The sequence below is a fragment of the Cedecea sp. P7760 genome, from assembly GCF_013386425.1.
GTDB lineage: Bacteria > Pseudomonadota > Gammaproteobacteria > Enterobacterales > Enterobacteriaceae > Cedecea > Cedecea selenatireducens.
Map to the genome: position 1 here is coordinate 1 of NZ_JACARU010000004.1, position 18,232 is coordinate 18,232.

Annotated in this window: 16 protein-coding genes; 11 read left to right on the forward strand and 5 right to left on the reverse strand. The window is 56.4% G+C overall.

Annotated features, from left to right (window positions below; genetic code table 11):
* Window positions 1-5: 5 nt before the first annotated feature.
* On the reverse strand, window positions 6-1,256 hold the full coding sequence (gene icd, locus HX778_RS00960) for an NADP-dependent isocitrate dehydrogenase (protein WP_038473518.1): 1,251 nt from the start codon (window positions 1,254-1,256) through the stop codon (window positions 6-8).
* A gap of 388 nt (window positions 1,257-1,644) precedes the next feature.
* Here icd and HX778_RS00965 point away from each other — a divergent pair, with 388 nt between their 5' ends.
* From HX778_RS00965 to HX778_RS01005, 9 genes are all read left to right on the forward strand, one after another.
* Window positions 1,645-2,124: a hypothetical protein gene (locus HX778_RS00965; RefSeq protein ID WP_176981089.1), complete on the forward strand. Its 480-nt coding sequence runs from the start codon at window positions 1,645-1,647 to the stop codon at window positions 2,122-2,124.
* A gap of 118 nt (window positions 2,125-2,242) precedes the next feature.
* A complete protein-coding gene (gene rluE, locus HX778_RS00970; RefSeq protein ID WP_176981090.1) occupies window positions 2,243-2,842 on the forward strand; it encodes a 23S rRNA pseudouridine(2457) synthase RluE in 600 nt (199 codons plus the stop codon).
* 9 nt (window positions 2,843-2,851) lie between these two features.
* Window positions 2,852-3,313 carry an NUDIX hydrolase gene (locus HX778_RS00975; protein WP_176981091.1) on the forward strand — a complete coding sequence of 154 codons (462 nt, stop codon included), beginning with the start codon at window positions 2,852-2,854 and terminating at the stop codon, window positions 3,311-3,313.
* A gap of 53 nt (window positions 3,314-3,366) precedes the next feature.
* Window positions 3,367-4,476, forward strand: coding sequence for a tRNA 2-thiouridine(34) synthase MnmA (mnmA, locus tag HX778_RS00980; protein ID WP_038473524.1), 1,110 nt, complete (start codon window positions 3,367-3,369; stop codon window positions 4,474-4,476).
* 22 nt (window positions 4,477-4,498) lie between these two features.
* The gene (gene hflD / locus HX778_RS00985; protein WP_038473527.1) at window positions 4,499-5,128 is read left to right on the forward strand and encodes a high frequency lysogenization protein HflD; all 630 of its coding nucleotides are present in this window, start codon (window positions 4,499-4,501) and stop codon (window positions 5,126-5,128) included.
* Between the two features lie 16 nt (window positions 5,129-5,144).
* On the forward strand, window positions 5,145-6,515 hold the full coding sequence (gene purB / locus HX778_RS00990) for an adenylosuccinate lyase (RefSeq protein WP_176981092.1): 1,371 nt from the start codon (window positions 5,145-5,147) through the stop codon (window positions 6,513-6,515).
* A 228-nt stretch (window positions 6,516-6,743) separates the two neighbouring features.
* Window positions 6,744-7,415: a two-component system response regulator PhoP gene (gene phoP, locus HX778_RS00995; protein ID WP_008453365.1), complete on the forward strand. Its 672-nt coding sequence runs from the start codon at window positions 6,744-6,746 to the stop codon at window positions 7,413-7,415.
* Window positions 7,416-8,885, forward strand: coding sequence for a two-component system sensor histidine kinase PhoQ (gene phoQ, locus HX778_RS01000; protein ID WP_038473537.1), 1,470 nt, complete (start codon window positions 7,416-7,418; stop codon window positions 8,883-8,885).
* 73 nt (window positions 8,886-8,958) lie between these two features.
* A complete protein-coding gene (locus HX778_RS01005) occupies window positions 8,959-10,080 on the forward strand; it encodes a cupin domain-containing protein (protein ID WP_038473541.1) in 1,122 nt (373 codons plus the stop codon).
* A 69-nt stretch (window positions 10,081-10,149) separates the two neighbouring features.
* Here HX778_RS01005 and HX778_RS01010 read toward each other — a convergent pair whose 3' ends face one another.
* Genes HX778_RS01010 through HX778_RS01020 form a run of 3 tightly spaced genes read right to left on the reverse strand, consistent with a single transcriptional unit; the run spans window position 10,150 to window position 13,859 of the window.
* Window positions 10,150-11,178: an ABC transporter ATP-binding protein gene (locus tag HX778_RS01010; protein WP_176981093.1), complete on the reverse strand. Its 1,029-nt coding sequence runs from the start codon at window positions 11,176-11,178 to the stop codon at window positions 10,150-10,152.
* Window positions 11,166-12,863, reverse strand: a complete 1,698-nt coding sequence (locus HX778_RS01015) for an iron ABC transporter permease (RefSeq protein WP_255483309.1) — start codon at window positions 12,861-12,863, stop codon at window positions 11,166-11,168. Before HX778_RS01015 ends, HX778_RS01010 begins: the two co-directional genes overlap by 13 nt.
* Before the next feature lie 18 nt (window positions 12,864-12,881).
* A complete protein-coding gene (locus HX778_RS01020) occupies window positions 12,882-13,859 on the reverse strand; it encodes an ABC transporter substrate-binding protein (protein WP_176981095.1) in 978 nt (325 codons plus the stop codon).
* Window positions 13,860-14,073: 214 nt separating this feature from the next.
* Here HX778_RS01020 and HX778_RS01025 point away from each other — a divergent pair, with 214 nt between their 5' ends.
* On the forward strand, window positions 14,074-16,500 hold the full coding sequence (locus HX778_RS01025) for a DUF3772 domain-containing protein (RefSeq protein ID WP_176981096.1): 2,427 nt from the start codon (window positions 14,074-14,076) through the stop codon (window positions 16,498-16,500).
* Window positions 16,501-16,720: 220 nt separating this feature from the next.
* Here HX778_RS01025 and HX778_RS01030 read toward each other — a convergent pair whose 3' ends face one another.
* Window positions 16,721-16,879 carry a hypothetical protein gene (locus HX778_RS01030; protein WP_176981097.1) on the reverse strand — a complete coding sequence of 53 codons (159 nt, stop codon included), beginning with the start codon at window positions 16,877-16,879 and terminating at the stop codon, window positions 16,721-16,723.
* Window positions 16,880-17,557: 678 nt separating this feature from the next.
* Between HX778_RS01030 and HX778_RS01035 the strand changes: the two genes are divergently transcribed.
* Window positions 17,558-17,815, forward strand: coding sequence for a hypothetical protein (locus HX778_RS01035; protein WP_255483310.1), 258 nt, complete (start codon window positions 17,558-17,560; stop codon window positions 17,813-17,815).
* Window positions 17,816-18,232: the final 417 nt, after the last annotated feature.

Sequence of the window (18,232 nt, forward strand, 5' to 3'; positions counted from 1 at the left end):
GCTGATTACATGTGTTTAATGATAGCGTCGCCAAACTCTGAACATTTCAGCAGTTTAGCGCCATCCATCAGACGCTCGAAGTCATAGGTTACGGTCTTCGCGTCGATTGCGCCTTCCATACCTTTGACGATCAGGTCAGCCGCTTCGAACCATTCCATATGACGCAGCATCATTTCTGCGGACAGGATGATGGAGCCTGGGTTTACTTTATCCTGGCCTGCATATTTAGGTGCAGTACCGTGCGTGGCTTCGAACAGCGCGCACTCGTCACCGATGTTTGCGCCCGGTGCGATACCGATGCCGCCAACCTGTGCCGCCAGGGCATCAGAAATGTAGTCCCCGTTCAGGTTCATACAGGCGATAACGTCGTATTCAGCAGGACGCAGCAGGATTTGCTGCAGGAACGCATCGGCGATCACGTCTTTCACAACGATCTCTTTGCCGGTGTTCGGGTTCTTGATTTTCACCCACGGGCCGCCGTCGATCAGTTCCCCGCCGAACTCTTCGCGAGCCAGCTGGTAGCCCCAGTCTTTGAACGCGCCTTCGGTGAACTTCATGATGTTGCCTTTGTGCACCAGGGTCACGGAATCACGGTCGTTGGTGATTGCGTATTCGATGGCCGCGCGAACCAGGCGCTTAGTGCCTTCTTCGGAGCAAGGCTTAATGCCGATCCCGCAGTGCTCAGGGAAACGAATTTTCGTCACACCCATTTCGTCACGCAGGAACTTGATCACTTTGTCCGCTTCGGCGCTGTCCGCTTTCCACTCGATGCCAGCATAGATATCTTCGGAGTTCTCACGGAAGATAACCATATCGGTCAGCTCAGGCTGCTTAACCGGGCTTGGCGTCCCCTGGTAGTAACGTACCGGGCGCAGGCAAACGTAGAGGTCAAGCTGCTGACGCAGCGCAACGTTCAGGGAGCGAATACCGCCGCCGACTGGAGTAGTCAGTGGGCCTTTGATGGCAACGCGGTAGTCACGAATCAGGTCCAGAGTTTCTTCTGGCAGCCAGACGTCCTGGCCATAAACTTGGGTAGATTTTTCGCCGGTATAGATTTCCATCCAGGAAATTTTCCGCTCGCCGTTGTAGGCTTTTGCCACGGCAGCATCCACCACTTTAATCATGGCTGGGGTTACGTCCACACCGATACCATCCCCTTCAATGAACGGGATCACTGGGTTGTGAGGTACGTTGATTTTGCCATTTTGCAGGGTGATCTTTTTACCTTCCGCCGGAACGACTACTTTGCTTTCCATTCACCTCTCCTTCGAGCGCTTCTGGTTTTTTGTTAATGATTTGTAATTTGCGGGCTCATACTACTGCAATATCAGGCTCGCGCCAATCACTCATCTTTTACGTTGGTACGACTGAATCAATTCAGCTAAAAATTGTTTAGTTATTGCCGTTTTATGAATCAAATTTCTGTGCCATCAAGAACATAACATTCATCCCTGAATAGAGGAACTTATGACAAATCAAAACGAAAAAGATTTCTGTGATGGTATTTGAATTTTGTTACATCTTCTGCAACGGACATCACCCTGATGCGCCATAACACCTCATTTGTGATAAGATTCGGGCGCAATAAACCCACCTCAAAGTCAGCCTGTAGCGCCAGGCTATGTCTTCTGTAAGGACAATAGAATGAAATTTTTGCCTTTCGCCGTCGCCACTCTTGTCGGTGTGGCCGGGATTGCGCATGCCGCACCTGTTTCATATACCTGTGAAGAATCCGCCATCACTGAAGGCCTGGAAACTGAGTGGACGGCCGTTCTCGATGTGGATTACCAGACGGGAGCGTTTCGGCAGTTCACGGTAAAAAACAAAACCTATACTGGTTTCACCATGAATACCCAGGCAGTGAACGCCTGGAACTCTATGGTTCGTGAAGACGATGCACCGGCTCTTGCTTTTTACGAGAAAGACTACAATCCCCGTAAAATTAACGGTACTTATCAAATAGGCCTCTTCGGCGTGACTCGGGGTGTTAAAGCTGGGGACGTGATAAAGATCATGCCGCCTTTCGATGAACCTGCCTATTTTTGCTACAAAAAAGGTAGCCTGAAAGATAAAATCATGACTGACCTGCGTCGTTCGCACAATGCACGCGTGACCGGGCAGTAATCCGCCACAAGAAAACTCAAATCCCGGCTTTATCCGGCTATCAACACGGCAGAGAACTTAGCACGTGAATGACAAAAGCAGTTTCACCAGAAAACCAAATTCCGAGGGGCGCCGCCCGATGCGTTCAGGCACCCGCCCTGCAACCAGACGCAAGCAGCCTGCCGGGCCAAAGAAGCTGGTTATCTTCAATAAGCCGTACGATGTGCTGCCGCAGTTTACCGACGAAGCGGGGCGCAGCACGCTGAAGGATTACATTCCTTTAGGGGGTATCTATGCCGCAGGCCGTCTCGACCGGGACAGCGAAGGGCTGCTGGTGCTCACCAATGACGGGGCGCTGCAGGCAAAACTGACCCAGCCCGGCAAACGTACCGGCAAAATTTATTACGTCCAGGTTGAAGGCGAGCCAACGGAAGAGGCGCTGGCAGCCCTGCGTAGCGGCGTTGAGCTGAACGACGGTCCTACGCTTCCGGCAGGGGCCGAGCTGGTTGCAGAGCCGGAATGGCTGTGGCCGCGCAATCCGCCGATTCGCGAACGCAAGGCTATTCCCACCCGCTGGCTGAAAATCACGCTTTATGAAGGCCGCAACCGCCAGGTTCGCCGCATGACCGCGCATGTTGGCTACCCTACCCTGCGACTGATCCGCTATGCGATGGGGGATTTGACCCTCGACGGCCTCGAGCCGGGCAGCTGGCGCGAACTCCCACTCACCTCCGCGTAAGGAAAGCTCATGTTCAAACCTCACGTCACCGTGGCCTGCGTTGTGCAGGCCGAAGGCCAGTTTTTAGTCGTCGAAGAAACCATTCAGGGTAAGGCACTGTGGAACCAGCCCGCCGGGCACCTCGAAGCCGACGAAACGCTGCTCGAGGCCGCCAAACGCGAGCTGTGGGAAGAAACGGGTATTACCGCCGAGCCGCAAAGTTTTATCCGCATGCACCAGTGGATTGCCCCGGACAACACGCCGTTCTTGCGCTTCCTGTTTGCTATCGATCTGGACAAACAGCTGCCGACCACGCCGCACGACAGCGATATTGACCGCTGCCTGTGGCTCGATGCCGAAACCATTATAAATGCAACAAACCTGCGCTCGCCGCTGGTGGCGGAAAGCATTCGCTGTTATCAGCAGGAGCCGCGTTATCCCCTGTCTATGCTGGGGGCTTTTAACTGGCCGTTTACAGAGGGTGTCAAGTAGCAGGCTGCGTGATAGAATACGCCGCTTTCAAGTTCAATGTCGTGAGTCTCTCCATGTCTGATAACAGCCAGAAAAAAGTGATCGTCGGGATGTCCGGCGGTGTCGATTCCTCCGTCTCCGCTTACCTGTTGATGCAGCAGGGTTATAAGGTGGAAGGCCTGTTCATGAAGAACTGGGAAGAAGACGATGGCGAGGAGTACTGCACCGCAGCGGAAGATTTAGCCGATGCGCAGGCCGTTTGCGACAAGCTGGGCATTGAACTGCACACCGTTAACTTTGCCGCAGAGTACTGGGACAACGTGTTCGAACTGTTCCTCGAAGAGTACAAAGCCGGGCGCACGCCAAACCCGGACATCCTCTGCAACAAAGAGATCAAATTTAAAGCCTTCCTCGAATTTGCCGCAGAAGATTTAGGTGCCGATTACATCGCCACCGGCCACTACGTGCGTCGCGCTGACGTAAACGGGAAAAGCCAGCTCCTGCGCGGCCTGGACGGCAACAAAGACCAGAGCTACTTCCTTTATACTCTCGGCCACGAGCAAATCGCCCAAAGCCTGTTCCCGGTCGGCGAGCTGGAAAAACCGGAAGTGCGCCGCATTGCCGAAGAGCTGGATCTGGTCACCGCGAAGAAAAAAGACTCCACCGGTATCTGTTTCATCGGTGAACGCAAGTTCCGCGACTTCCTGGGCCGCTACCTGCCTGCACAACCGGGCAAAATCCTCACCGTGGACGGCGAAAGCGTAGGCGAGCACCAGGGATTGATGTATCACACCCTCGGCCAGCGTAAAGGCCTCGGTATCGGCGGCACCAAAGAAGGATCTGAAGATCCGTGGTACGTGGTCGATAAAGACGTCGCCAACAATATTCTTGTCGTCGCGCAGGGCCATGACCATCCGCGCCTGATGTCCGTTGGGCTAATTGCCCAGCAGCTGCATTGGGTGGATCGCGAACCTTTAACCGCACCGCTGAGCTGCACGGTAAAAACCCGCTACCGCCAGACGGATATCCCCTGCACGATTACTCCGCTGGATGACGAACGCATAGAAGTGCGCTTTGAAGAGCCGGTGGCCGCCGTTACCCCAGGCCAGTCCGCGGTGTTCTACCTCGGCGAAGTGTGCCTCGGCGGCGGTATTATTGAGCAGCGTTTGCCGCTCGTCAGTTAATTACACACAAGGACGCAGCCCTGTGGCTAAAAACTACTACGACATTACTCTCGCGCTGGCCGGCATTTGCCAGTCAGCCCGTCTGGTGCAGCAGTTAGCCCATCAGGGTCATTGCGACAGCGACGCGCTTCACGTCTCGCTCAACAGCGTGATTGACCAGAATCCGGGTTCAACCCTGGACGTTTTTGGCGGCAGCGAAGCTAACCTTAAGCTCGGGCTTGAAACCCTGCTCGGCGTGCTGAATGCCAGCAACCGTCAGGGCCTGAACGCCGAGCTGACGCGCTACACGCTTAGCCTGATGGTGCTGGAGCGTAAACTCCACGCCGCCAAAGGCGCGATGGACACGCTCGGCAACAAAATTAACGGCCTGCAGCGCCAGCTGGAACACTTCGATCTCGAGTCCGAAACGCTGCTGAGCGCCATGGCCGGGATCTATGTCGACGTCATCAGCCCGCTTGGCCCACGTATTCAGGTCACCGGCTCCCCTGCCGTGCTGCAAAGCCCGCAGGTGCAGAGCAAAGTGCGTGCCGCGCTGCTGGCCGGTATTCGTGCCGCCGTGTTGTGGCATCAGGTTGGCGGTGGCCGCCTGCAGTTAATGTTTTCTCGTAGTCGCCTGACCACTCAGGCCAAACAAATTCTCGCTCATTGTTAACCTCTCAGGAGTTGTTATGGAATTATCCTCACTGACCGCCGTTTCCCCCGTTGACGGGCGCTACGGCGACAAAGTCAGCGCTCTGCGCGCTATTTTCAGCGAATTCGGTCTGCTGAAATTCCGCGTACAGGTCGAAGTACGTTGGCTGCAAAAGCTGGCCGCGCACGCAGCGATCAAGGAAGTTCCTGCTTTTGATGCGGACGCAAACGGTTACCTTGATAAAATCGTTGCGGAGTTCAGTGAGGCTGACGCCGCGCGCATCAAAACCATCGAGCGCACCACCAACCACGACGTGAAGGCGGTTGAGTACTTCCTGAAAGAGAAAGTGGAAGCTATCCCTGCCCTGCACGCGGTATCCGAGTTTATTCACTTCGCCTGTACTTCCGAAGACATCAACAACCTGTCCCACGCGCTGATGCTCGACACCGCACGTAAAGACGTGGTGCTGCCATACTGGCGTAAAATCATCGACGCGGTGAAAGACCTTGCCGTGCAGTATCGCGACATCCCGCTGCTGTCCCGTACCCACGGCCAGCCTGCGACGCCGTCCACCATGGGTAAAGAGATGGCAAACGTCGCTTACCGCATGGAGCGCCAGTTCCGCCAGCTCGGCAACGTTGAAATTCTCGGCAAAATCAACGGCGCGGTCGGTAACTACAACGCCCACATCGCCGCTTACCCGGAAGTTGACTGGCACCAGTTCAGCGAAGAATTCGTGACTTCCCTGGGCATTAAGTGGAACCCGTACACCACCCAGATCGAACCGCACGACTACATCGCCGAGCTGTTTGACTGCATCGCACGCTTCAACACCATCCTGATCGACTTCGACCGCGACGTGTGGGGCTACGTGGCCCTGAACCACTTCAAGCAGAAGACCATCGCCGGTGAGATTGGTTCCTCCACCATGCCGCACAAGGTGAACCCGATTGACTTCGAAAACTCCGAAGGCAACCTCGGCCTGTCCAACGCCCTGCTACAGCACCTGGCCAGCAAGCTGCCGGTCTCCCGCTGGCAGCGCGACCTGACGGACTCCACCGTGCTGCGTAACCTGGGCGTGGGTATCGGCTACGCGCTGATCGCCTATCAGTCCACCCTGAAGGGGGTGAGCAAGCTGGAAGTGAACCGCGATCGTCTGCTGGACGAGCTGGATCACAACTGGGAAGTCCTGGCAGAGCCTATTCAGACCGTGATGCGCCGCTACGGCATCGAAAAGCCGTACGAGAAGCTGAAAGAGCTGACCCGCGGCAAGCGCGTTGACGCCGAGGGCATGAAGCAGTTCATCGACAGCCTCGAGCTGCCGGAAGAAGAAAAAACCCGCCTGAAGGCCATGACGCCAGCCAACTATATCGGCCGCGCCACCACCATGGTTGACGAGCTGAAGTAATCTTAAGGCCCTCTTCGGAGGGCTTTTTTTTGCCTTCTGTTTGCCCCCCACCCCGGCCCTCACCCTAACCCTCTCCCTCCGGGAGAGGGTTAGGGTGAGGGCCTAAGCCGTATTACATTGTTGACTCAGCGTTAATGTTCATGAGGGCATTGTTTATACGAGGTTTATTCCCTGTCATGAATAATTAGCGCTAAACTATCAATACTATGAATAGACTGGGGAAATACGATGCGCGTTCTGGTTGTGGAAGATAATGCCCTGTTGCGCCATCATCTGAAGGTACAGCTGCGTGAAGCGGGCCATCAGGTGGATGCGGCCGAGGATGCCAAAGAGGCAGACTATTTCCTGAATGAACATACGCCGGACATTGCGATTGTTGACTTAGGGCTGCCGGACGAAGACGGCATGAGCCTGATCCGCCGCTGGCGCAGCCACGATGTCACCATCCCTATTATGGTGCTGACCGCCCGCGAAGGCTGGCAGGATAAGGTTGAAGTGCTGGGCGCCGGGGCCGATGACTACGTCACCAAACCTTTCCATCTGGAAGAAGTTGTCGCCCGCATGCAGGCGCTGATGCGCCGTAACAGCGGCCTGGCCTCGCAGGTGATTTCCCTGCCGCCGTTCCAGGTGGACTTGTCCCGCCGCGAGCTGTCGATCAACGACAACCTGATCAAGCTCACCGCGTTTGAATACACCATCATGGAAACCATCATCCGCAACGCCGGGAAAGTGGTCAGCAAAGACTCGCTGATGCTGCAGCTCTACCCGGACGCCGAGCTGCGCGAAAGTCACACTATCGACGTGCTGATGGGCCGTTTACGTAAAAAAATTCAGGCTGAATATCCGCAGGAAGTGATTACTACCGTGCGCGGCCAGGGCTACCGATTCGATCTCCACTAAATGTTGAAAATTTTTCGCCACATTCTGCCCCTCTCGCTGCGGGTTCGCTTCTTACTGGCTACCGCCGCGGTGGTGATGGTGCTGTCCCTGGCCTACGGCCTGGTGGCGCTGGTCGGCTACAGCGTCAGCTTTGACAAAACCACTTTCCGCCTGCTGCGCGGCGAAAGTAACCTGTTCTATACGCTTTCCAGCTGGAAGGACGGCAAACTGCAGGTGGATTTGCCCGACAACATCAGCATACAAAGCCCGACCATGGCGCTGATTTACGACGAGCACGGCAAGCTGCTGTGGATGCAGCGCAACGTCCCGGACGTGGTGCAGCAGATCCAGAAAGAGTGGCTAACCGGCAACGGTTTCCACGAGCTGGAGGCCGACTACGCCACCAGTAGCGCCCTGCTGGACAACGATAAAGACCGCCTCGCCCAGCTGAAAGACATGCACGATGACGAAAGCGACGACGGCTACGAAATGACCCACTCGGTGGCGGTGAACCTTTACCCCGCGACGCCGCGCATGCCCGCGCTGACCGTGGTGGTGGTCGACACCATTCCTATTGAGCTGAAGCGCTCTTACATGGTGTGGAGCTGGTTTATCTACGTCCTGCTGGCCAACCTGCTGTTGGTGGTACCGCTGCTGTGGCTGGCCGCCTGGTGGAGCTTACGCCCGATTCAGGAGCTGGCTCAGGAAGTGCGCGAGCTGGAAAAACACGACCGCGACAGCCTCAACCCGGAAACGACCCGCGAGCTGACCAGCCTGGTTCGTAACCTGAACCAGCTGCTGCGCACCGAGCGTGACCGACACGACAAATACCGCACCACGCTGACGGACTTAACCCACAGCCTGAAAACCCCGCTCGCCGTGCTACAGTCGACCTTGCGTTCGCTACGCACCGACAAGATGAACGTCGAGCAGGCCGAGCCGGTGATGCTGGAGCAAATCAGCCGCATCTCGCAGCAGATTGGTTACTACCTGCATCGCGCCAGCATGCGCGGCAACAGCACGCTGCTCAGCCGCGAGCTGCATTCCGTTGCGCCGCTGCTGGACAACCTGTGCTCCGCGCTGAACAAGGTGTACCAGCGTAAAGGCGTGAACATCACGCTGGACGTGTCGCCGGAAATTACTTTTATTGGTGAGAAAAACGACTTTATGGAAGTGATGGGCAATTTGCTGGATAACGCCTGTAAATACTGCCTGGAGTTCGTGGAAATCACCGCCCGCCAGACCGACGACACGCTGCACCTGATCGTGGATGACGATGGCCCGGGTATACCGGAAAGCAAACGCGCGATGGTCTTCGACAGGGGCCAGCGGGCCGATACGCTGCGCCCTGGCCAGGGCGTGGGGCTGTCGGTTGCCAGAGAAATTGTCGAGCAGTACAACGGCGAGATCCAGACCAGCGCCAGTATTCTGGGCGGCGCGCGCATGGAAGTTATTTTCGCCCGCCAGCAGCCGGAACAGGATGAAGGGTGAAATAGTCCCGTAACCCGGCTCGCCATCCGTTATAATCCGTGTCAGGCTCCTCCATCTGCAGGAAGACAATAATATGGATTATCACCTGGATTTAAACTGGCCCGACTTTATTGCACGCTACTGGCAAAAACGCCCTGTGGTTCTGAAGCGTGGCTTTAAAAACTTCATCGACCCTATTTCACCGGATGAGCTTGCCGGTCTTGCCATGGAAAACGAGGTGGACAGCCGCCTCGTCAGCCATCAGGGCGGTAAATGGCAGGTCAGCCACGGCCCGTTCCAGAGCTACGATCACCTCGGCGAAAACAACTGGTCGCTGCTGGTGCAGGCCGTGAACAACTGGCATGAACCTTCCAGCGCCCTGATGCGCCCCTTCCGCGCCCTGCCCGACTGGCGCATTGACGACCTGATGATCTCCTTCTCTGTGCCAGGCGGCGGCGTTGGCCCGCACCTTGACCAGTACGACGTGTTTATTATTCAGGGCGTGGGCCGCCGCCGCTGGCGCGTGGGCGAAAAAGTCGCCATGAAACAGCATTGCCCGCACCCGGACCTGCTCCAGGTTGAGCCGTTCGACGCCATCATCGACGAAGAGATGGAACCGGGCGACATTCTGTATATTCCACCTGGCTTCCCGCACGAAGGCTATTCGCTGGAAAACGCGCTGAACTACTCCGTGGGCTTCCGTGCGCCAAGCGGCCGCGAGCTTATCAGCGGCTTTGCTGACTATGTGCTGCAGCGTGAGCTGGGCGGCCTGCGTTACACCGACCCGGACGTGCCTGAGCGCCAGCATCCGGCGGATATTCTGCCGCAGGAAGTCGACAAGCTGCGCGGCATGATGCTGGACATCGTCAACCAGCCGGAGACCTTTAACAGCTGGTTGGGTGAGTTTATTACCCAGTCCCGCCACGAGCTGGACGTCGCGCCGCCGGAGCCACCTTATCAGCCGGATGAAATCTACGATGCGCTGCAACAGGGCGACAAGCTGGTGCGCCTGGGCGGCCTGCGCGTGCTGCGCGTAGCCGGTGAGGTGTACGTGAACGGCGAGAAGCTCGACAGCCCGCATCGCCCGGCGGTGGAAGCTCTGGCCAGTCATATCAAACTGGACGCCGGGAAGTTAGGTGACGCGCTGGAAGATCCTTCCTTCCTGGCCACGTTGGCCGCGCTGGTGAACAGCGGTTACTGGTTCTTCGAAGACTAAAGACCCGCCCCGCCTTCATCGTTTTTATTACGGCGAAGGCGGGATATTCCCGCTTACACTATGACTCTCTCACGCCGCATCCAGCCGCCAGCCCTGTAACAGTTGCACATGCACCGTTTGCTGCACCGCCAGCGGCGCAGAATGAAACGCGCTCAGCGCCTGCCCGTCCTGTAAACGTAGCTCCAGCAGATACCGCTCTCCCTGATAAATACAGCTTTCGACGCTGGCACTCAGCCCGCTATCCGCGACCTGAACATGCTCGGGACGAACCAGCACCGGCACGGTTTTACGGCTCGCCGGATGAGCAAAACCCTCATGCAATGCAGGCAGATCCAGCTGCTGTGCTCCGGGCGATACGCCAAGGGAGAGCACGCTGCCTTTGCCAATAAACCGCGCCACCCATCCATTTTGCGGCTGCTGATAAAGCTGCTGCGGCGTGCCCCACTGCATCAGCTCGCCCTGGTGCATCACGGCAATATGGCTGGCGAGCGCCATCGCCTCGGCCTGATCGTGCGTCACGTAGACAAAAGTCGCCCCCGTGCGGCGGTGAAATTCGCGAAAAGTTTGCTCCATCGTGGCGCGGAGGTGGCGGTCAAGGTTCGCCAGCGGCTCATCGAGCAAAACCACCTGCGGCTCCGAAACCAGGCAACGAGCCAGCGCCACCCGCTGCCGCTGCCCGCCGCTAAGCTCCTGGGGCGAGCGCCCAAAGTACGCCCCAAGCTCCACGACTTCCAACGCCTCCATCACCCGCTTCTGGCGAGTGGCGCCGTTAATCTTACGCAGCTTCAACGGGTAGCCGACGTTTTCGCCCACGGTCATATGCGGCCACAGGGCGTAGGACTGAAACACCATGCCCATGTCACGCTGTTCCGGCGGAACGTGGGTGGCGCTGTCCGCCAGCAGCTTATCGCCCAGCAGCAGACGACCGCCGCTCAGCGCTTCAAGGCCAGCCACAATCCGCAGCGTGGTCGTTTTACCGCAGCCGCTGGGGCCCAGCAGCGCGGTAAAGGCCCCTGAAGGGATCGTCAGACTGAGATCCTTCACTACGGCCTGCTCGCCAAAAACTTTGCTGAGCTTGTCCAGCCTTAGCTCTGCCATGGAATGACTCCTTTCGGTAAATACCGCCCCAGCGCGCCCAGCAGCAGCATCACCACGGCCACCAGCATCACCACCAGCACGGAAATCGCCGACGCCATGACTTTGTCGCCGCTTTCGTCGAGGTTAAAAATGACCACGCCGAGGGTTTCTTTCCCGGCGCTCCAGAGCAGCGCGGAAACGGTCAGCTCGTTCACCGCCGTGAGAAACACCAGCAGCGCGCCGGCAAAGGCCGCCGGGGCCAGCAGCGGCAGGACAATGTGGCGTAACCGCCGGGAGGCGTCGGCCCCCGCCAGGCTCGCGGCCTCCTCCATCGCCGGGTCCAGCTGCAGCATGCTGGTGTGAACCGGCTTCAGGCAGACGGTAAGAAACCGGGCCAGATAGGCGAAGAAGATAATCGTCAGCGTGCCGCTGAGGCTGACGTTCAGCAGCGGCAGCGGGCGCGCAAACAGCAGAATGCAGGCGATGGCCAGCACCACGCCGGGCAGCGTGTAGGGAATATCAATCAGGCTGTGCAGCCAGCGCAGCGGCCGGCTGGGGCGGCGCACCAGCAGCCAGGCCAGCGGCAGGCTCAGCGCCATCAGCAGCGCGGCGGCACCGACTGACAGCAGCATACTGTTGGTCAGCGCCCGCCAGGTGGCGCTTTGCTGGTCAAAAATGGCGCGCCAGGCGGTAAACGTCAGCGTGTCACCGTTGAGCGGCACGCCCAGCGTGGGCACCAGGGAAGTAGTAATCAGCGCCAGCAGCGGGGCCACCAGCATCCCGCCCAGCACGATCGCCAGCAGGATCTCCACCGCCAGCCGCCCTTTGCCTGCAGCAAAACTTGCCGCTCGCCCCGCCATGCCGATCAGCGGCAAAGCGTAACGCCGCTGCATAATCCCCTGCAGCGTCACAATGGCGACGGCCAGCACGCCCATCAGCACCGAGAGCGAGGCCACCTCGTTCAGCATCGACGGGCCAAAGCTGGAGAGCGTCTGGTAGATGTAAACGGGCAGCACGAAATAGGAGATGGGGATGCCGAGCATCGCCGGGATCCCAAAGTTACCGAGGGCGGAAACAAAGGCCAGCGCCGCCCCGGCCCACAGCGCGGGTCGGCACAGCGGCAGGATGATGTCGATGAAAACCCGCCCAAGAGAAGCGCCGTTCAGCCGCGCCGCCTCAATCTGTTCCTGGGGCAAACTTTGCAGCTGCGTGCGCAGGGTCAGAAACACCAGCGGCGCGTGCTGGATGCCGAGCAGGAACGCTATCCCCTCGGCGGAATAAAGCGGGTTGGTACTGCCAAAACCCGGTGCCAGGCCGAGGCTGTTGAGCAGCACGCTGCCGGGCCCGAACAGCTGTAGCCAGCTCAGGGCCGTGACCTGCGGCGGGATCATCATCGGCAGCATAAAGAGAAACGCCCATGCCTGGCGGCCACGGATGTTCATCAGCCCGAGGCAAAAGGCAAACAGGCTGCCCAGCAGGAGGGACAACAGCGCCCCAAGGCCGCTGGTGTACAGGCTATTCCACAGCGCTATCCAGGTGGTCGGGTTGCTGAGCACGCGCCCCAGGCTGCTGTGGCTGCCCAGCCGCCAGTCCAGCAGCGCGGAGGCCAGTAATTGCAGGCTGGGGAGCAGGCTCAATAACGCAATGACGACGATAAGCAGACGCAGCAGCCCTTTCATCAGGCTGCCGTCGTCGGGGCGGGACAATGCCAGGCCAGGCATCAATCAGCGGCTACCGAACAGGTCGGCAAATCGCTTTTTGTTCGCTTCGGTGTCCGCCAGCGCCTGGGCGGCATCAAACGGCATGATTTTGATGCTGTCACGCGGCGGGAAGCCCTGCGGCACCGGCAGGCTCGCATCGGCAGGCAGATAGCCCTGTTTCAGCACCAGCTCCTGCCCCGCCTTAGAGAGCACGAAGTCGATAAACGCTTTCGCCGCTTCGGGATTTTTAGCGCCCTTCATCATCGCCACCGGCTCGGTGACAATGCTCACGCCCTCGGTCGGGAATACAAACTCAATCGGCGCGCCCTTGGCCTTCTCGCGGATCGCCATGTAATCGACCAGTACGCCATAAGCCTTGCTGCCGGAGGCAATGGCGTTCATCACCGCGCCGTTACCGCTCTGCGGCATCGCCCCGTTGGCCTTCAGTTTTTCGTAGTATTGCCAGCCCAGCGTCGGGGCGCCCATAACTGCGGCCTGATGGATCTGCGCCGCGCCGGAATACAGCGGGCTGGGCAGCGTGGTCATGTTCTTCAGCTCGGGTTTGAGCAAATCGAGCCACGACCCAGGTTTGACCGGGGCTTTGCTGTGATACGCAATGCCGGTGGTGATCAGCTTGGTGCCGTAATAATAGCCGTCTTTGTCATACAGCTGGGCATCGAAGCGCGTGGCTTCGGGTGACTTGTAAGCCGCCAGCAGGTTTTGCTGCTTGAGGGATTCCATCGTCACGCTGTCGGCAATCAGCAGCACGTCCGGCACTGCCCCCCCGGCCGCCATCTCCGCCTGTAAACGGGCGGTCAGCTTGCTGGTGCCGTCGCGGATCCATTTCACTTCAATGTCCGGGTTCGCTTTTTCGAAGGCGCTGACGGTGGTCTGCGCATCTTCATTGGGCTGGCTGGTGTACAGCGTTAAGGTGGATTTAGCCAGCGCAGAAGCGCTCATGACCGCCAGCATCACCATCAGCAACACATGTTTTTTCGTCATTTTTTGTCCCTTTTTTCCGTTGCGACGATTAAAGCAGCCGAATCTGACAAGAGTGTGACCAGAACCAAACAAAGCAAAGCAAAGCAAAGCAAAGCAGGTCTTTTGGACCAACGGGATAAGTAACCCCTCTGGACCGCCGATGATAAAAAATGGCAATCTGATCGCCCGCTGACCATACTTTAAAAACATTAATAGGGACATTGAGAATTTTCCCATGAGCAAATCGCTGCCTGTTTTCCTCGCCACCTTCTTGCTATTTATCGGCCTGTTTCTGGCACCCCAAAGTACCCTTGCCGCACAAACCGAAGGCCAGGAGCCCAGCCTTAAGGAAATTGCCGGGCAGTTAAAGCAATATAAGACGCAAATAGACAACATTAAGCAGCAGGTTTCCCAGACCAATACCGACAGCCGGCTGATCAAGCTGTTCGACACCACGCAAAAGCTGGGCGTGGAGGTCGATAACCTGGCCGCCCTGCTGCAGCCGATGCATGAGAAAGTCCAGGCTCAGCTGCAGGTTCTGGGGCCAGCGCCGGAGTCTGGGGCGGGAAATGAAACCGCCAGCGTTTCCCAGCAGCGCAATGCGTTAAACAGGGACAAAAAGCAGATTGATGAGGCGATCGGCACCTCGCAAACCCTGCAAACCAATATCCGCGCGCTGGGCATTCAGATTAACGATCTCCGCCGCACCTATTTTAAGTCGCAGCTGACGTCCAACAGCGGCAGCATGCTAAGCGGCACCTTCTGGCTGCAGGAAGCCGACACCCAGGCCGTGGATATCCAGCGCTTCAACGACTTCTGCCAGCAGCTGCTGAAAACCTGGCAGGCGGCCTGGGAGCCAGAGTGGTTCTGGGGCACCTTCTGGCTGCTCGTGGCCGCCGCCGGGATTGCGTTCTCAGGCTGCTATCTGATTGACCGGCTGCTGGTGTGGATCAATATCAGTTATTTGCCGGATGGCCGCCTGCGCCGCAGCTTCAACACGCTGGCCAGCACGTTAGTGACCATGTTTACCATTATGCTGGCGCTTTCCATTGTGAAAAGTGCTTTTTCGCGGGTGGCGGAGTTCTCTCCCCAGGTGAGCGATTTTGTCGACGGCTTCTTCCAGCTGGCCGTGTTCTGCTCGCTAATTTATGGCGCAGGCCGGGCGTTTCTTTCCCTGAAACGCCCTTCATGGCGGCTGGTGCAAATCGACGACAGCGTGGCCGAAAGCGTGCGTTACTTCCCGCCGCTGCTGGCGATTCTGGGCCTGCTTATTGGCTGCCTCGATCTCTTTAATAATACGATTGGCGCCAGCCTCGGGACCACGATCCGCGCCAACGGGCTGATTTCCGCCGTCATGGCCAGCGTCCTGCTGGTGATGATGGTGCGCGTGCAGCACGCCCACCGCCGACTGGAAAAAGAAGGCGAACCTGCCGAGAAACGTTCCCGGCTCGATGCGCTGGTCTGCATGCTGATCATGCTCGCCTCGCTGGTGATTCTGGCGTCGCTGCTGATCGGCTACATCGCCTTCGCCCGCTACCTCACTTACCAGATGATCTGGTTCAGCATGGTGCTGATGGCGTTTTATTATCTGGTGACCTTCGCCACCGACTTTTTCGCCGCCGTTTTTTCACCGCACACCGCCACCGGCCAGGCGATGAAAAAGTCGCTGCGGTTTAAAGACCGGCACCTTGAGCAACTGGCCGTGGTGTTTACCGCCTTCACCAAATGCACCCTGCTATTAATAACCATCATCGCGCTGTTTAACGGGACCTTTGGCACCACTACCCCGAGCCTGCTTATCAGCAAACTGGTGACAATTTTAAGCGGCGACGGGCTGAAGCAGCTGCACATCGTGCCCGGCAATTTACTGAACGCCGTGCTTTGCCTGGTTATTGGCCTGTACATTCTGCGCGTGACCCAGCGCTGGCTCAGCCAGGAACTGCTGCCCAAAACCATTACCGATATCGGCATTCGCGCCTCGCTGATCACGCTGTTTACCAACGTCGGCTACGTGCTGCTGATCCTCATCACCCTGGCCGCGCTGGGCATTCAGTGGAACAACCTGGCCTGGATTGTCAGCGCCCTGTCGGTGGGGATCGGCTTTGGCCTGCAGGAGATTGTGAAGAACTTTATCTCCGGCCTGATCCTGCTGACGGAACGCCCGGTCAAGGTCGGCGATATGATCGGCATCGGCGGCATTGAGGGCGACGTGCGGCGGATCAACGTGCGTGCCACGGAGATCCAGCTCAGCGACCGTTCGACGATGATCGTCCCCAACTCACAGCTGATTTCCCAGAACGTGCGCAACGCCACGATGGGCAACGCGCAGGGAGTGGTCACCATCGCCCTGACCTTCCCGACCAATATTGACCCGGAGCTGGTGCGCGATTTGCTGCTCAGCGCCTATCAGGACTATGAGGTGATCCTGCCGACGCCTGCGCCGTATGTGCGTTTCAGCCAGCTAGGGCCGGAGGGCATTATCCTGAGCGTGACCGGCTACGTCGCCAGCCCGCGCATGGTCGGCGCCAGCAAAAGCGAACTGCTGTTTAATATCCTCAAGCTGCTGCGCAAAAATGAGGTAAATCTTTCCAGCCCGCAGGAAGTTGTTTTTATGAAGCAGCGGGCGAAAGCTTTAGACGATGACGATGAGTTTTCTTCATAGGGCTGGCATGGCTGACGAGCCGCTTGCCTGATTCTCAGGTTCCCTGCCCGCCTTCGCCGTGCTTTATCACGACGAAGGCGGGAGCACCTCTGATCTTCCACCTTTAACAGCTCAATGAGATGCGGCGGCGGCGGATGCTCTAAAACCACTCTCAGCACGCTAAACCCTGCCAGCAAACGCCCCGCCAGCGCGAGATATTCAGCGTGGTTATCTATTTCGATTAATTCATCCACCCGGCAGCGGCAAATATGCAGACATGAAATAAATCGTCCTTTGCGCCTAGAGGCATTTTTAATAAGGCTGCGATGTCCTCAGCAATAATCGTTTGATCCTTCGTCATTTCCGTGTGCGTGAATGTGTTACTATCGGCGTTAGCCATAATGTGACTCCGTATAAGTTACGTTGTGGTTAGTCCTCGTCTGGTATTGGTGTACCTTTCAGGGGCGAATTTTTTCTTCGGTTACCTTTGATTGCTTCTTGGTTATTATCCTCTGTTTTTTGTACTGGATAAGTCAACAGTGGTTTGTCGGATAATTATTGGAAACTAAAAAAATTCGAGGGGGATCTCGGAAATATGATAACTGGGGAGTTGGGTTTCATTGAGGAATGTCTTTCACTTCCGTTACTCTTTTGAGTGCTATTTAACTCTCTATATTTGTGATGCGGGATAATATCTAAATATTGTCAAATAAATACTATTCCCATCCCAACTCACTGTATGTCTTTTTATCCTGCTCAGGAAAATCCGTTGTATATTCCCCCCAACCGCGAAAATGATAGTACTGCGTCATGGCTTCAAAGTGGGAAACAGCCTCGCAGGACCAAACCAATCTGGAGCCTGGTTCGAGCAATCCGCGAGCGGAATCGCCTTGCTGACCTGCAAGGCAAAACAGGTCCTGTCCGTCTTCATTTGTCCAAAGTTCATGTATCATCAAATATGCTTCCAAATTTTAAGGTAACTTATCAATCATAAGAGCGGTTCATTGGCTATATTTATACCAGAAAATCGCTGAAATGAGCGTTAACATTAAACTACATAATCAGCCACGGAAAGAGTATGACATTGTTTGAAGAATGTAGGGCTGCACTTAAAGCCGATTTTACGATTGTTGAAGGCGAACCACTGAATCAGGCTATGGATATTTTTCACCAATACCCATGGCAAAACGGAAACATCGCATGGTCCAAAATTAATTTCAGTGATTATGAAATCACGAATATGCTGCTGAGCGACATGACATTGAAGGACATGCCTGTTTTTGACATCACGGATGATACAGACATCCCCGTTTTAAAACCCAGCCAAGTTTGGTAGTTGACAATATCTATGATGTGATGGCGCTGTCTCCTAAACTATTTATACTTAATGAAGAGGTGATGATGAGGCCGTTGCTCTCAGATGATTTTTTGAGGATTAGTGTTGATGAAGAGTAGAGTAAGAAACATTATTATCCCCCCTTTAATTTTAAATAGTCATTTATTACAGCAACAAACCACATTGTTATATGAACCACAATCATCATAACGATGAGTGCTCAAATAAAAAACAATAAATATATAACCTCGGTGGCATTAGCTCAGTTCCAAGTTCCCCTGAGATAGAAAAATCAGCATAATTGATGTAGTAAAAATAGTACCTACCAATATTAGTGGTTGGAATCCAATCGAATTTACTCAGTTTTTTCTATATATTATCCACAGTTAGCTCTGAGCAAAATCAGAAATCACCTGT